This window comes from Aquirufa rosea (genome assembly GCF_004118285.1).
GTDB lineage: Bacteria > Bacteroidota > Bacteroidia > Cytophagales > Spirosomataceae > Aquirufa > Aquirufa rosea.
On the sequence record NZ_SDHY01000001.1, the window covers coordinates 49,458 to 64,366 of the forward strand.

A 14,909-nucleotide genomic window follows, 5' to 3' on the forward strand; every position below is an offset into this window, starting at 1 on the left:
AAATGCATGGACTAATGTAATTTAGAGGATTATTTTACCTAATAGTCAGATGTTTATAATACTGGAAGCTAGCGAGAGAGAGATTTTTATTCAGCGTGTTTCAAAATTTAGCCATGAAGATGTGGATAGAATTCAGGAATTATTGCCTGTTTGGGAATCCATTATTTTGGGTTCATCTTTAAAGCTTGTTCGTAATAGAATTCGATTTAATGCTCTATACAACTTTATTCAGCAAAAGCCAGTACCTGACAAGGAGATAGATAAATTGTTTGCTTCTTCTCCAGAAATAGTTGAATGGGAAAAAATCATTTCATATGGTGAGGTATTGTTGGGTATATTAATGCCAGACAAGAAAAGTGCTGTTGCTTCACTAGTTTCTAGAGAATTTAAATGTAGAAGCTCATTAGTTGTTAAGGGATTGAGTATTTGCTTTGCTTTATTTGGGTATCGTTTACATGGAGTTGATGCTCCTATTATAAAGGATTTGAATTCTTTTGGAGAACATTTCTTTGCTCAAAAACATGAATTTTCAAGTTTATGTCCACCTAAACTTCATGGACAAATTTCTGAGATATTGTTGTTGTCAGAAGTTTTTAAAAACGAATCGAATACTTTTCAAAGTGGTTCAAATGAGGTAGAAATATCCATCGATGAGAAGAGAGCTTCTATCCTTAATTGGAAAGTGCTCTCATTAGTTGCTATTGTTTTAATGGTGGCTGCAAGCGTAGCGTGGTTCATGTATGAAAAGCTGAGTCAAGAAGTAGAAATGCATAGCGTTGATACTGAGGAAATTATTCCAGTAGACAGCCTTGCTAAATTAAGGGATAGTTTAGCCAAGTTAAGTTTGGATTCAGTTAAAATTACCTCAGATTCTTTGACTCATTTGAGTTGGCCTGATGGTAAGGCCTTTGATGTGCCCAAGAATTCTTCTTTGGAAACGATGTTCGAATACCTGACTGATTCTACTAACACGGAGAGCGCAGAATTGAGAATTAGTGAAATTTCTTTTGATGCACTATCTAATCAATTAGTATCTTCTTACGATGCCTTTTTTAAGAAAATGGTAGAAGGTTTGAACAAATATAAAGACGTTCACATACGTGTATATGGATTTGCAGAAAATGACGCTAAATCAGCCTTAAAAAGAGGGTTTGTAATTAAAAATCGAATGGTTGGAGAGGGGATTTCACCCAATCGAATTGAAGTGAAATCGGCTGGTGGATCTATTACACCTGAGGCGGCTGTACCTATCAATTCTCAAGTCTTAGTGGTGCTTTATAAGAAGGAATTATTAAAATAATACAATTTAATTTGCATTTCATTTATTGTTGGAGTATTTTTGTGTTTTAGAAATACAAATACATCCTCACAACTCTTTTTTACAATTACTTGTAAAATTCTTTTCCCCTTTTTTGGGCTATCGGCAAGAGTTAATTACGGATGTGTTCGGGCAACGTAATTAAAAAATAACAAATGAGTAATCAAATTCGCTTTGATTCTCTTCCGTTTTCGGAAGGAATCCTAGCTGCTGTTAACGAAATGGGTTTTGAATTCGCTTCACCCATTCAAGCAGAAGCTATCCCCTTTATCTTAGAAGGCCGTGATGTAATCGGTCAAGCACAAACAGGAACAGGTAAAACTGCCGCGTTTGGTATTCCCATGATTGAGCATGTGGCTCCATTTGAGAAATATGTACAAGCCATTGTTTTATGTCCAACTAGGGAGTTGGCCTTGCAGGTGACTGAAGAATTAAAAAAATTATCAAAATTTACTAAAGGTGTTTGGGTAACTACTGTATATGGTGGTGATTCCATTGAGCGTCAAATTAAATCACTAAAAGCTGGGGCCAACATTGTGGTGGGTACTCCTGGTAGGGTAATTGATTTAATTGAGCGCCGCGCACTGAAATTAGGTCAGGCTTCCATGATTGTTTTGGACGAGGCTGATGAAATGTTGGATATGGGTTTTAGAGAAGATATCGAAAGTATCTTGCAAGAAATTCCTGAAGAGCGTCAAGTCGTTTTGTTCTCAGCTACCATGTCTAAGCAAATTATGGCTTTGACTAATCGATATTTGACCAATCCTAAGTTAGTGAAAGTAGTGAAAAACGAAATTACCAATGTCAATATCGAGCAGTTGTATTTTGATGTAAAAGGTAGGGCAAAAATGGAAGTTACTACTCGTTTAATTGATTTTTACAACTTGAAATTGGTCTTGATATTCTGTAATCAGAAAAAAAGAGTCGATGAGGTGGTGGAGGAATTGGTGACGCGTGGATATGCAGCTGAAGGCTTGCATGGTGATTTACGTCAATCACAAAGAACTCAGGTAATGAATCGATTCCGAAATGGTAATGTTGGTTTTTTGGTGGCAACTGATGTAGCTGCGCGCGGTTTGGATGTGGAAAATGTAGATGGAGTAATCAATTATGATATTCCTTTAGATGAGGAATATTATGTTCATAGAATTGGTCGTACCGGTAGAGCAGGTAAATCAGGAAAAGCATTTACTTTGGTGGTGGGTTCTGAGAGAAATCGCTTACGTGAGATCATGAATTACACTAAAGTTAAAATTGAAAAAGGTGTAATTCCTTCGTTTACGGATGTAGTGGGGGTGAAGAAAGGTATGTTCATAGAACGTGTAGCTGCCACGATTGAAGAAGGTGATTTAGAGGTATTTAATGATGCATTAACAAGTTTACAACATGCAGGTTATACGACGGAGCAAATTGTTTCTGCTTTAGTTAAAATCAGCATGGGTGTTCAGAAGAACGAGTTTGGTGATGAAAATTTAGAAGGTGAATTTGAACGCCAGTCTCGTAAATATGGTCGAGATGATCGTGGTGACCGAGGAGACCGTGGTGGATATCGCGGAGATCGTGGGAGTGAACGAGATGGTCGCCGTGGTGCAGGTCGTTTTGAAAGAGATTCACGCTTTGGTGGTCGTGAAGATCGTGGTAGAGACCGTGATCGCGGTCCTCGTGGTCCTAGAAATGATAAAGAAGGAAAACCATACCGTTCTGATGAAAATATGGTACGCATGTTTGTGAACATCGGTTTTAATGAGAAAATTTCTCCATCTAATATCGTTGGGGCATTTGCAGGGGAATCAGGTATTCCTGGTAATGTATTAGGTCAAATTCAAATTGAAAATAAGCATACCTACGTGGATGTTCCTAAAGAATATGCCAATGTTGTTTTAGACAAAATGACAGGAGCTCAAATCAAAGGAAAACGCGTTATCGTAGAAATTGCGAAACCAATGTAAACTATTGATTTATAGAATGAAAGGCGACCATCGGTCGCCTTTTTTATTTACATTTTTTTTAAAATGAAATGTTCTTTTTGAGCCATTTTATTGAAACGAAAAAATCCCAATTCAAATAGATCCACACTATGAATAACCCTAGGATCATCTATTAAAGTATCCCAAATATCCTGACTTAAAGTGTTCTTATAAGGATTAATAATGAACAAGATGGAATTGGATTTTGCTTGAGGAATCAAAATCTCATCTATTTGTTGATATACTTCTGGGCTTAGTGTAGGAATTACTAGGGGAATTACTTTATTCTCATCAATCACCTTGGCATAAAATTGACTGATGCCCAATATTAACTCCTCTATGCTATTTTGAGTAGGTAATCTTTGATTTAAAATTGGATTAATTACTTCCGTATATAGTTTATAGACAGAGGGAGAATGTAGGCCATGGCTTGTTTGGGCCCTAAAATTGAACACCCATTTTTGTATAAATCGCATTAGTTTAAGATGTAGGCTGGTGCAAGTTCAAAAGGTGGTATCTTAACCGTGAACGTGGATTGGTCTTCTAAATTGAGAAAGGTATAATGACCGCTCATTTTACCTAAATTACCGATTATTGGACAGCCAGAAGTGTAAGTAAAGGAATGATTAGGTTCAATAATGGGTTGTTGACCTACCACTCCTAAACCATTGACATGCTCGGTTTTACCTGAACCATCCTGGATTTTCCAAAATCTACTGACTAATTGTGCAGGTTGTTTACTTAGGTTTTTGATTGTAATTTGGTAAGAGAAAAAATGCTGATAAGGTTTTTGAATTTCGTATTCAGACATGTGCTGCGTCTCTACAGCTATATAAAAACCATTGGAGATGGATTCAATCATAATTATGGATCAAAATGATAGCAAAATAGCTCGAAATTTAACTGATTTACTAATGAATGACTGGAAAAATATTTTCCTGTCAGACTTGGGTAAAGCTTATTTTGATTCTTTGGGAGATCAGCTAATAGAACGGGTAAATTCGGAAAAAGTTTTTCCTCCTTTAGCATCTGTTTTCCAGGCATTTAACCTTTGTTCCTTTGAAGATACACAGGTAGTTTTGATTGGTCAAGATCCATATCATGGACCAGGACAAGCCCATGGATTATGCTTTTCTGTTCCTAATGGGATAGCTTTACCTCCTTCTCTCAAGAATATCAAAAAAGAATTACATCAAGATTTAGATGTATGGATGAATCATGAATCGGGCGATTTGACTCATTGGGCGAAACAAGGCGTTTTGATGCTGAATACCATTTTAACTGTATCAGAAGATAAACCAGGTTCGCATGCACATTTGGGTTGGCAACAATTGACTTCCTTTGCGCTTGATAAATTAAATACAGAAAAGGAACATTTGGTTTTTTTACTGTGGGGAGCTCATGCCCAAAAATTAGCTTCTAGCATTGATCGAAACAAACATTTGCTTTTGGAAGCAGCACATCCTTCACCTTTGTCGGCTAATCGGGGAGGTTGGTTTGGGAATCACCATTTTTCTAAGACCAATGAATATTTATTGGCCCATGATAAGAAACCTATTCAATGGCTATAGTTTCTTAAGTTGACTAGGGAAATAGACATGTTGGTTAGGGAATTCTTTCAATAAAAATCGCGTTACAAGGCCCTCTATAAATGATGTTTCCTGCTCAAATTCTGCGGGCAACCAACATTGTAAACTAAAACCTTTAGAGTCTGGCTCTTGATGGGATTGAATTTCAAACAAGTATACATCTTGAATGAAATCTTGCTTTTCTATTTCAGGTAGAATGATTTTTTTAAGTGCTATGACGGCCTTTTCTTCGACTGAGTTTTCGAAAAAAAGGGATAAATTATATTGAATCATATGGATATGGAATGATTAGCAAGTGACTGATACAGAATTTCAACCGTGTGGTAAGATTTTTTGTCAATACCATCTTTGATTTGATGCCTACAAGATGTTCCATTACTAGCAATGACCGTGGAGCTAGGTTTCGACAAAATACTTGGGAATAGTACCAGGTTTGCGATTTGATTGGAAATTTTAAAATGCTTTTTCTCATATCCAAAAGATCCTGCCATCCCGCAACATCCTGAGGGAATTAATTCAACCTCATGTCCTTCTGGGAAAGCTAACACTTGTCTAGTGGAACTTAAACCCGCTATTGATTTTTGATGGCAATGTCCATGCAACACGATTTTCCTTGATTTGGTGCCAAAGGCAGATTTTTGAATTCTTTTTGCCTTTATTTCCTGAGCTAAAAATTCATCAATCAATAAGCAATGTTTTTTTAGTTCTTGCGCATCTGATTTTAGCTCTGGGTCCACCAATAAAGGTATTTCATCCCTGAAGCTTAGAATAGCACTTGGTTCTACACCTATAAAAGGCTTGTCAGCACGAATGAATTCTTTCAATATGCTAACGTTTTGATTGGCTAACTTTTTGGCTTCAATCAACATACCTTTTGACAAATAACTTCTTCCACTGACAATTCCTAAAGGAATCTCTACTCCATATCCTAATTCATTTAAGAGCAAGATGGCCTTTTTACCAATTTCGACGTCATTGTAATTCGTGAATTCATCTGCAAAAAAATAGAGCATGCCCAAAGGCATATTTTCTTGAGAAATCTTTCTTTTGTAGGTAATAAACCAATCTTCTAGACTGCGAAAGGATACCTTGGGGATACTTCTTTCCCAGGAAAAACCCATGAAACTTTTTATGATGACACTGGTCAGAGGGAATTCAACAGCAAAATTGTAGAGCGGAGATATTTTTCTAGCCCATTTTTGAATGATAGGGAAGTGGCCGATCAGTTGTGTTCTCCAAGGCGTTCCATCTTCGAGGTAACTTTGCTGTAAGGTTTCAGCTTTTAATTTACTGATATCTACCCCAGACGGACATTCTGTTTGACATCCTTTACAGGAGAGACATAAATCTAGAATTTCCTTTAATTGAGGCTCTGAAAAAGGCTTTTCTGTCTCTGAAGACAATACCTGCCTAAGCATGTTGGCACGAGCACGGGTACTGTCTTTCTCTTGTAAGGTGGCCATATAACTAGGACACATAGTACCTCCAGTAACAGCTGTTTTTTTGCAATCTCCTGAACCTGAGCATTTTTCAGCAAGGGTTAATGGATTTTTCAATGATTCATAATCAAAGAAATAGTTTCGCTGCAACTCTTTTTTTTCTTGAATCCTAAATGCTTCATCCATGGGTGGAGTATTAACTATTTTCCCCGGATTTAGCACATTGGATGGATCAAAAACATATTTAATTTCTTGAAACAATTCATATACCTCAGCACCCATGATTTCAGGAATAAATTCCCCTCTTAATCGTCCATCACCATGCTCTCCACTTAATGAACCCTGGTATTTTTTTAGTATTTGAACGGTTTCACTCAATAAATCTCTAAAAAGTTTTTTCCCCTCCTTGGATTTTAAATCGATGAAAGGTTCGATATGTAATTCTCCCGCACCGGCATGGGCATAATATGCCGCTTTTACCTGATGACGAGCTAATAAATCCTGTATATCTGCCACGTAATTGGGCAAATCCTCTGGGTCTACGGCACAATCTTCAATCAGATTAACGGCCTGTTTGTCTCCGATAATATTTCGAATTAATCCTAACCCAGCTTTACGAATATCCCAGCCTTGAGCAATTTCTTCTCCGACCAAAATGGGAGCCGCATAACCTAAACTTTGGGCATTTAGTTTTTCGATGAATCGATGAGCTTTGTTTTCACTGCTCGATGCTTCATCACCCCTAAACTCCACCATCAAAATGGCCGCAGGTTTACCTTGTATAAAACTTCGATCTTTTTGAAAATTTGGATGACCTTCTGTAAATGATAAAATAAAATCATCCACTAACTCGGATGCAGTTGGTTGACTGCTTAAAGCTAATAAATTGGCTTGTAGGGATTCTTGAATGGAGTGACAGTGAACACAAACCAAGCAAACATCTGACGAGGGAATATCCAGTAACTGAAGTTTTAAGGTATGAACGACGGCCAAGGTTCCTTCTGACCCAGCTATTAAGGACGATAAATTGAATGGTTTTCCCTGTGGATTAAAGGGTTGCATGTCAATTAAAGCATCCAAAGCATATCCCGTATTTCTCCGTTTGATGCTAGCTTTAGGGAATTTACTTCTAATCAAATCCTGAACAGTAGGATTATTTAAGATTCGATGTAATTCCCGGTAAATCTTCCCTTCTAAATTTTGCAGATTAGTTTTTTTGTAAAACTCCTCGATGCTTAAGGGATGAGTATAAATCTCTGTTCCATCGGATAAAATAGCTTTTGTCTCTAATAGATGATCTCTTACGCTTCCCCATACGATGGAATGAAGTCCGCAGGAATTATTCCCAACCATACCCCCAATCAAAGCTCGGTTAGCCGTAGAAGTTTCGGGTCCAAAAAATAATCCAGTCTTTTTAATTGAGGTATTTAAATCATCTCGAACGATGCCTGGCTCTAACCAAATGGTCTTTTCTTTTTTGTTGAGTGAAATGATTTTACTCATGGCTGAGGATATCTCCATCACAATTCCATCTCCCACAACCTGACCTGCCAAAGAGGTTCCAGCTCCTCTGGGTATGATACCTAATTTATTATTTTTGGCAAATTGAATCAGCCTTTTAATATCTTTGGAAGAAGAGGGGATAGCTACTGCCTGAGGTTGAACTTGGTAAACTGAGGCATCTGTAGCGTATATTTTTCGGGCTATTTGAGAGGATTGAGAAGTATCAAAGTATAATTTGCCTTCAAAATGAGCAGATAGTGTATGAAATTCTCGGTTACTCCAAGCCATGGGTATTTATTAATCTGTTAAAATTACAAAAATCCAGTCTTACCAACATATTGCCATTCAAAGTTTATACCATCTATTCATATAAATAGGGGATTATTAATGCTTACTGCTTATTAACTTTAAGATTATTGTGCAAATTGATACTTTATGAAATTTTTAAGACAAGTATTTGAGAGTCTATTATTTGCCTATCAGGCCCTTAGATCTAATATCATGCGCACTACCTTGTCTTTGTTGGGGGTAAGTGTTGGGATTTTTGCTATTGTAGCTGTATTTACAGCTGTAGATTCCTTGAACGGAAAAATCCGTTCGGAAATTGATTCATTTGCTGGATCAGGTGTTTTATATGTGGGCAAATGGCCATGGTTAATGCAGAATAATTATCCTTGGTGGAAATACTTGAATCGTCCGGAAATTAAATATTCAGAGTTTAGGTACTTAAAAGAAAATCTGACTTCTGCTAAGGCTGTAGCGATTATTGATGGAGGTAGAACTGGAACTGTTTCCAGTGGTAGTAACAGCATGGATATTAATATCACAGGAGCTAGTTATGATTATAATCAAGTGACAAGTTGTCCAATTAGCGATGGAAGGTATTTTTTACCCATTGAGGCAGATAATGGATTAAATGTAGCTATCATTGGTTCTAAAGTAGCAGCTAATTTGTCTAATGGGGAGCCAATTATCGGTCGAATTATTAAATTAAATGGAATTAAGTTTGCTGTGATTGGTGTCATTGAACAAAAAGGAAATGACATGTTGGGCTTTGGTGGCTCACCAGATGAAAAAGTGATTATACCTTACCTGACCTATGCTAGTATTTTTCAAAAGGATCGTCCGCAACCAGATATATCAGTTAAAGCATTCGAAGATGATGTGAATCAGCAGAATTTGGAGGGAGATATTACAGGTATGATGCGCAGTCTACGGTCAATTAAACCTAAGCAAGAAGACTCATTTTCTATTAATCGAATGGATGGATTGAACCAGTTTTTTGATGGTATTTTTTCTGTTTTGAATGTAGCAGGGGCCTTGATTGCAGGATTTTCTCTGCTTGTGGGAGGTTTTGGTATAGCCAATATTATGTTTGTTTCTGTGAAAGAAAGAACCAATATCATAGGTATCCAGAAATCTTTGGGGGCGAAAAATTATTTCATACTATTCCAGTTCCTGTTTGAGGCCGTGTTTTTGAGTTTGATTGGAGGATTAGTTGGGATTGGATTAGTAGTCTTGATTACATTTATACCCCAGGATGCTTTGCCACTTAGTTTAAGTTTTAAAAATGTATTAAGTGGTTTAATGATCTCTAGTTTCATAGGAATTTTATCGGGTATCATTCCTGCCTGGGTGGCAGCAAAAATGGATCCTGTTATTGCGATCCGCTCTAAATAGGAAAAGGCCATCGTTTGATGGCCTTTTCATTTGAAATTTATTTGGGCTTTTTATAAACTCAAAGTACTTAAAACTGAGTTCATATTACGTACAGCATCAGCAGATTTGTTGAAAGCAGCTTGTTCGTCTGCTGTTAATTTATAATCAACAATTTTCTCCCACCCGTTTTTGCCTAAAACTACTGGTACACCTAAGCAGATATCAGATTGTCCATATTCTCCATCTAAGGAAACACAGCAAGCCATAATCTTTTTTTCATCACGTACAATAGCTTCTACTAGTGCAGCTCCAGCTGCACCTGGGGCATACCATGCAGAAGTGCCTAATAAGCCTGTCAAAGTAGCGCCACCTACCATGGTGTCGGCTGCAACTTTATCTAATGTCTCAGCAGATAAGAACTGACTTACTGGAACACCATTATAAGTAGCTAATCTTTTCAATGGAATCATAGTTGTATCCCCGTGTCCACCGATAACAGTTCCGTGAATATCATTGATAGAAACATCCATGGCTTTAGCTAAATAGCATTTGAAACGAGCGGAATCTAATGTTCCACCCATACCAATAATGCGGTGTTTGTCTAAACCAGCCACAGATTTAGCCAAATAAGTCATGGTGTCCATTGGATTTGATATAATCACAATGATTGGATTTTTGGAATACTTTAAGATGTTCTCCACCACACTCTTCACAATACCTGCATTTACGCCAATGAGTTCTTCACGGGTCATGCCTGGTTTTCTTGGCAATCCAGAGGTTATTACAACAACATCTGAATTAGCAGTTTTGGAATAATCATTGGTTGAGCCTACCAATTTGGTATCAAAACCTAAAAGAGAGGCAGTTTGGTACATATCCAAAGTCTTGCCTTCTGCAATTCCCTCCTTGATGTCTAATAATACTAATTCATCAGCTAATTCTTTTCTAGCGATGTTGTCAGCACATGTAGCACCTACAGCACCAGCTCCTACTACGGTAATTTTCATTGTGGTATGATTTTAATGATTTTTATTGAGCAAAAAAACTTTCCTAAATTACAACAAAAGCATTAAATATTTCTAAAATCAGATAGATTATACAAATAAGGACAAAGCCTATTAGATTTTAGTATTCAGTTTGTATATTTATGGATAAATCTAAGTTTATGACGAAAGGCGCCACCTTTATTGACCGCATATTGAGTTCATCATTTTTTAAAGAAGCCTTGGTGAAGGGTGAGAATTTAATGGTAAACAATAAATATGGATTATTAAATTTAGTAAAGAATGCGTTGATTAAGGTCAATGAAACAGCTTCAAAAAGTAATATATCTGTAGTTCGTTTGTTAAATCATTATATTGTTTTGTTTAGTCAAATGATTAAAGCATACGTACAAGGAACTTATCGAAAATTACCCGCTATTACATTGGCTAAAATTGCCGCGGTTTTAATTTATTTTATATCGCCGTTTGATTTTATACCCGACTTATTGCCTATTATAGGATTCACTGATGATTTGGCTTTAGTATTATGGGTAGGTAAATCCATCAAAGAGGAACTGGATGAATTTGAAAAACAAATGTAATCTTTGGCCATTTGAGAAGGATTTCTGATTAGTATTGAATATATTTACAAAATTTTTAATTAAAGAAAATGATGAGCATAGCAAGTATATTGTTGTTTTTGAATGGTTTAGGAGGAGGAGAGCTTTTATTAATCGGTTTAGCCATCCTATTATTTTTTGGTGGTAAAAAATTACCTGAATTAATGCGTGGACTAGGAAAAGGTATTCGTGAGTTTCAGGATGCCAAGAATGAAGTAAAAGATCAAATCAATAAAGAACTAGACGAGACAAAGAAGTAATTCCTAGCTTAACCTAATTAATCTGCATAGTTGGACTTGTCCAACTATGCTTTTGTGTTTTATTGAATAGCTTCATTGGATGAATATATCCCAACTTACATATAGTGAATTAAGGAATTTATTAGACCAAGGTAAATTATCTTGTGTTCAAATAGTAACCTTTTATTTAAGTCAAATAGAGGCTTATAATGCCAGCCTGAACGCGTTTTTGGAGGTTTACTCTGAGGAAGCTTTAGATAAAGCTGCGCAAATAGATCAGAAGATAGCTAGTGGTACAGCTGGTGAACTAGCGGGATTGGTGGTAGGTATTAAAGATTTACTTTGCTATGAGGATCATCGTTCGTATGCTGGAAGTAAAATCTTACAGACGTTTAAGTCTACATTTTCTGCTACAGCAGTTCAACGATTAATTGATCAAGATGCGATCATCATAGGTCGACAAAACTGTGATGAATTTGGTATGGGGTCCACTAATGAAAATTCGGCATTTGGTCCTGCACTCAATTTTAAAAATACGGCTCATGTGGCTGGTGGTAGCTCTGGTGGTTCTGCTGTGGCAGTACAAGCCAATATGTGCCATGTTTCCTTAGGCACTGATACGGGGGGCTCCATTCGAATGCCTGCCTCTTTTTGTGGTGTCATGGGTTTGAAACCTACTTATGGTCGAGTTTCTAGATGGGGTTTAATAGCTTATGCTTCTTCTTTTGATAGCATAGGGCCAATAGCCAGAAATGTTTCGGATTTGGCTTGTGTGATGAAATACATTTCTGGAAAGGATAGTTATGATAGTACGGTAGTTTCAGTGGATGAAATTTCAAAGTCAGCGCCTTTGACTTCTAGTAAGAAAATAGCCTATATAAAGGAAATGGCTGAACATTCAAGTCTACAACCGGAAATTAAACAGGCTTTTTTCGAACGATTGGAGTATTTAAGGCTAAAGGGATATGAAATAATTCCTGTTGATTTTCCTTTTGTGGATGCTTTATTGCCTACCTATTATGTGCTTACTACTGCTGAAGCTAGTTCTAATTTATCTCGATTTGATGGGGTGAAATATGGTCATAGGACCGAGGTTCCAGTGAAAGATTTATTGGATATGTATAAGAAGACCAGGGATGAAGCGTTTGGGGAGGAGGTTAAACGAAGAATTATGTTAGGGACTTTTGTGCTAAGTGCTGATTATTATGATGCCTATTATACCAAAGCTCAAAAGGTTAGGCGTTTGATTAAAGAATATACGCAACAATTGTTGAAAGTATTTGACTTTATCGTATCGCCAACTACCTCGACTACGGCATATCGACTAGGGGAAAAAACCTTGGATCCATTGCAGATGTATTTAGGTGATTTGTTTACAGTTCAGGCTAATGTAGCAGGACTTCCTGCTGTTTCTATTCCTATGGGAGAGGATTCATCTGCTTTACCTATGGGCTTTCAGATAATGGGGGATGTGTTTCAGGAAGAGGCATTATTAAATTTGGCGAGTGAATTAGTCTAATACTTTGATAAATAGAGTTTTACATATTGCTTTTGGTTTAATTCTTATTGTTAATACATTAGGAAGGGCACAGGTATGGAATTCTTTTAAACCCATATTAGATGAAAAGGTGATTGATTCTTTGGCTCAATATGAGCAAGGTTCTCCCACCGCATGGATGATCGATCCGCTATTGATTGAGAGTCGCTTAAAACAAATTAATAATCAAATCCCATTACCCTACAATTTCTACGTTCATCAGTTTGTTGAATATTTTGCATTCCGTAAATCAGACTTTACACAACGCATGTTGGAAAAGCGAGATTTATATTTTCCTATTTATGAAAAGTATCTGAAACAATATAATCTACCTGATGAGTTAAAATATTTGTCTTTGATTGAATCGGGATTAGATCCAAAAGCCATTTCCAACAAAGGTGCAGGTGGACTTTGGCAATTTATGCCCTACACTGCTAGAGGTGATTTTGGTCTTCGGGTAGATTCCTATATTGATGAACGATTTGATCCAGAAAGGGCAACAGAGGCTGCTTGTAAATACCTTAGACAATTATACCGAATTTTTGGCGATTGGCATTTAGCTTTAGCGGCCTATAATACTGGTCCTGGAAATGTCAAGCGTGCCATCAGAAATTGTAAGGGAACAGATGATTTTTGGGGAATTTATCCTTGTTTGCCCAAGCAAACGAGAGCCTATGTACCTCAATTTATTGCCATGGCATACATGATGAACTTTCATTGGGATCATGCCATTCACCCAGAAACATGGGTAAGCCATGTGCCTTCAGATACCATTCAAATCAATGGCTATTTGAACCTTAGTGTTTTTGCGTCTATATCAAAGGTTTCCATGGATACCTTGAAACGATTGAATCCGCATGTATTAACACATTTCTTGCCAAAAGATTCTAGGGCATTCGTCTTAAAAATTCCCAAGGATAGGGCTGAGTTCATCCAATTAAATCGAAAGTACATCTTAGATTCTGCTGGAATAGCTCCCATCACTTTTCAGCCATCAGTGGCATTGGATAGCAACTCCAGCATGAAAATGCGTTTAGTAAAAGTGCGCTATAAAGTTAAAAAAGGTGAGACCATTTATGAGGTAGCTCGGAAATATGAAATCTCAGTTTTTGAGTTAAAAAGGATTAACCGTTTAAAAAGAAATCGCTTGAAAAAAGGCCAAAATTTATTTGTTTTGGAGAAGCAATGGTTTCCTCTTAAGTCAAATGTTCAGTTGTCTGATTCTGAGTCGGTTAAGGTGACAACTAAATCATTGATTTCGAAGAAAAAGAAAGTTAAATATTATTTGGTGCGTTCAGGAGATACTTTATCAGATATTGCAGAAAAGCATGACGGATTGACCGTAGCAAAAATTAAAAAATTAAATCGATTGCGTTCAGTTGTGTTGAAACCCGGGATGCGTCTTAGAATTTCCTAAAGATGATTGCATATTTACAAGGAAAATTAGCTCACAAAGACAGAACTTATGTCATTATTGATGTCAATGGGGTAGGATATGAAGTAAGGATATCACTTCAAACTTATGATAGTCTATCTGATGGACATGAGTCCATTAAATTGTTTACTCATTTACAGATTAAGGAAGACGCGCATACTTTGGTAGGTTTTCATAGTATGGACGAAAAGCTGTTATTTCTGGATTTAATAAGTGTTTCGGGAATTGGTTTGAGTACCGCTTTGGTCATGCTTTCCTCATTTTCTTCAGGTGAAATTAGATCGGCGATCATGAATGAGAATATTGCCATGATTCAGTCGATCAAAGGCATAGGATCTAAAACTGCTCAACGAGTTATTTTAGAATTAAAAGATAAATGTAAAAAAGATGCTCTTTTTGTCGAGGCAGGATTAAGTGCTCAAGACAAATCCTTTGGTGTTAAACAAGAAGCATTAGCCGCTCTTGTTACTTTGGGTATTGCTCGGGGTGCTGCGGAGAAAAGTTTGGATACTTTGTTAAAAAATCATCCAGATGCTTCGATTGAGCAATTAATTAAGTTAGCCCTTCGTTAAATTGGTTTAAATTTATTTTCGGAAAATTGTGCCTTTAAATATTCTATC

The 14,909-nt window shown here is 36.8% G+C and carries 14 protein-coding genes; 9 read left to right on the forward strand and 5 right to left on the reverse strand.

Annotation, left to right across the window (positions count from 1 at the left end):
- Positions 1 to 49 precede the first annotated feature (49 nt).
- Entirely contained in the window at positions 50 to 1,300 is a 1,251-nt protein-coding gene (locus tag ESB04_RS00240; protein ID WP_129025063.1) for an OmpA family protein, read from the forward strand.
- A gap of 173 nt (positions 1,301 to 1,473) precedes the next feature.
- Complete coding sequence (locus ESB04_RS00245; protein ID WP_129025065.1) at positions 1,474 to 3,267, forward strand: DEAD/DEAH box helicase; 1,794 nt, start codon at positions 1,474 to 1,476, stop codon at positions 3,265 to 3,267.
- A gap of 47 nt (positions 3,268 to 3,314) precedes the next feature.
- On the opposite strand, the gene ESB04_RS00250 is transcribed toward ESB04_RS00245, so the two are convergent.
- Together ESB04_RS00250 and apaG are read right to left on the reverse strand one after the other, a co-directional pair.
- The gene (locus ESB04_RS00250; RefSeq protein ID WP_129025067.1) at positions 3,315 to 3,761 is read right to left on the reverse strand and encodes a hypothetical protein; all 447 of its coding nucleotides are present in this window, start codon (positions 3,759 to 3,761) and stop codon (positions 3,315 to 3,317) included.
- Positions 3,761 to 4,147, reverse strand: a complete 387-nt coding sequence (apaG, locus tag ESB04_RS00255; protein ID WP_129025069.1) for a Co2+/Mg2+ efflux protein ApaG — start codon at positions 4,145 to 4,147, stop codon at positions 3,761 to 3,763. Before apaG ends, ESB04_RS00250 begins: the two co-directional genes overlap by 1 nt.
- Between apaG and ESB04_RS00260 the strand changes: the two genes are divergently transcribed.
- Positions 4,134 to 4,856, forward strand: a complete 723-nt coding sequence (locus tag ESB04_RS00260) for a uracil-DNA glycosylase (RefSeq protein WP_235832150.1) — start codon at positions 4,134 to 4,136, stop codon at positions 4,854 to 4,856. The two genes, apaG and ESB04_RS00260, sit on opposite strands and share 14 nt — an antisense overlap.
- Here ESB04_RS00260 and ESB04_RS00265 read toward each other — a convergent pair.
- Positions 4,851 to 5,147, reverse strand: coding sequence for a DUF4286 family protein (locus tag ESB04_RS00265; RefSeq protein ID WP_129025071.1), 297 nt, complete (start codon positions 5,145 to 5,147; stop codon positions 4,851 to 4,853). The genes ESB04_RS00260 and ESB04_RS00265 overlap by 6 nt on opposite strands.
- Positions 5,144 to 8,104, reverse strand: coding sequence for an FAD-binding and (Fe-S)-binding domain-containing protein (locus ESB04_RS00270; RefSeq protein WP_129025073.1), 2,961 nt, complete (start codon positions 8,102 to 8,104; stop codon positions 5,144 to 5,146). The genes ESB04_RS00265 and ESB04_RS00270 overlap by 4 nt, the downstream gene beginning before the upstream one ends.
- Before the next feature lie 147 nt (positions 8,105 to 8,251).
- On the opposite strand from ESB04_RS00270, the gene ESB04_RS00275 reads away from it, so the two are divergent.
- Positions 8,252 to 9,496 carry an ABC transporter permease gene (locus tag ESB04_RS00275; RefSeq protein WP_129025075.1) on the forward strand — a complete coding sequence of 415 codons (1,245 nt, stop codon included), beginning with the start codon at positions 8,252 to 8,254 and terminating at the stop codon, positions 9,494 to 9,496.
- A 50-nt stretch (positions 9,497 to 9,546) separates the two neighbouring features.
- On the opposite strand, the gene mdh is transcribed toward ESB04_RS00275, so the two are convergent.
- Positions 9,547 to 10,482, reverse strand: coding sequence for a malate dehydrogenase (mdh, locus tag ESB04_RS00280; protein ID WP_129025077.1), 936 nt, complete (start codon positions 10,480 to 10,482; stop codon positions 9,547 to 9,549).
- A 140-nt stretch (positions 10,483 to 10,622) separates the two neighbouring features.
- Between mdh and ESB04_RS00285 the strand changes: the two genes are divergently transcribed.
- The 5 genes from ESB04_RS00285 (at position 10,623) to ruvA (ending at position 14,861) form a co-directional block, all read left to right on the forward strand.
- Positions 10,623 to 11,060 (forward strand): YkvA family protein, encoded by a 438-nt coding sequence (locus ESB04_RS00285; protein ID WP_129025079.1) that lies wholly within the window; start codon positions 10,623 to 10,625, stop codon positions 11,058 to 11,060.
- Positions 11,061 to 11,131: 71 nt separating this feature from the next.
- Positions 11,132 to 11,338 (forward strand): twin-arginine translocase TatA/TatE family subunit, encoded by a 207-nt coding sequence (gene tatA / locus ESB04_RS00290; RefSeq protein ID WP_109322843.1) that lies wholly within the window; start codon positions 11,132 to 11,134, stop codon positions 11,336 to 11,338.
- A gap of 79 nt (positions 11,339 to 11,417) precedes the next feature.
- Entirely contained in the window at positions 11,418 to 12,836 is a 1,419-nt protein-coding gene (gene gatA, locus ESB04_RS00295) for an Asp-tRNA(Asn)/Glu-tRNA(Gln) amidotransferase subunit GatA (protein WP_129025081.1), read from the forward strand.
- Positions 12,837 to 12,840: 4 nt separating this feature from the next.
- Positions 12,841 to 14,271: a lytic transglycosylase domain-containing protein gene (locus ESB04_RS00300; protein WP_129025082.1), complete on the forward strand. Its 1,431-nt coding sequence runs from the start codon at positions 12,841 to 12,843 to the stop codon at positions 14,269 to 14,271.
- Positions 14,272 to 14,273: 2 nt separating this feature from the next.
- Entirely contained in the window at positions 14,274 to 14,861 is a 588-nt protein-coding gene (gene ruvA, locus ESB04_RS00305) for a Holliday junction branch migration protein RuvA (protein WP_129025084.1), read from the forward strand.
- The last annotated feature ends 48 nt before the right edge of the window (positions 14,862 to 14,909 follow it).

Coding starts and splice junctions, on each gene's coding strand:
- ESB04_RS00250 (WP_129025067.1), bottom strand. CDS start 3,761: ATGCGATTTATACAAAAATGGGTGTTCAATTTTAGGGCCCAAACAAGC.
- gatA (WP_129025081.1), top strand. CDS start 11,418: ATGAATATATCCCAACTTACATATAGTGAATTAAGGAATTTATTAGAC.
- ruvA (WP_129025084.1), top strand. CDS start 14,274: ATGATTGCATATTTACAAGGAAAATTAGCTCACAAAGACAGAACTTAT.
- ESB04_RS00245 (WP_129025065.1), top strand. CDS start 1,474: ATGAGTAATCAAATTCGCTTTGATTCTCTTCCGTTTTCGGAAGGAATC.
- ESB04_RS00260 (WP_235832150.1), top strand. CDS start 4,134: ATGGATTCAATCATAATTATGGATCAAAATGATAGCAAAATAGCTCGA.
- ESB04_RS00285 (WP_129025079.1), top strand. CDS start 10,623: ATGGATAAATCTAAGTTTATGACGAAAGGCGCCACCTTTATTGACCGC.
- ESB04_RS00265 (WP_129025071.1), bottom strand. CDS start 5,147: ATGATTCAATATAATTTATCCCTTTTTTTCGAAAACTCAGTCGAAGAA.
- ESB04_RS00275 (WP_129025075.1), top strand. CDS start 8,252: ATGAAATTTTTAAGACAAGTATTTGAGAGTCTATTATTTGCCTATCAG.
- mdh (WP_129025077.1), bottom strand. CDS start 10,482: ATGAAAATTACCGTAGTAGGAGCTGGTGCTGTAGGTGCTACATGTGCT.
- tatA (WP_109322843.1), top strand. CDS start 11,132: ATGAGCATAGCAAGTATATTGTTGTTTTTGAATGGTTTAGGAGGAGGA.
- apaG (WP_129025069.1), bottom strand. CDS start 4,147: ATGATTGAATCCATCTCCAATGGTTTTTATATAGCTGTAGAGACGCAG.
- ESB04_RS00240 (WP_129025063.1), top strand. CDS start 50: ATGTTTATAATACTGGAAGCTAGCGAGAGAGAGATTTTTATTCAGCGT.
- ESB04_RS00270 (WP_129025073.1), bottom strand. CDS start 8,104: ATGGCTTGGAGTAACCGAGAATTTCATACACTATCTGCTCATTTTGAA.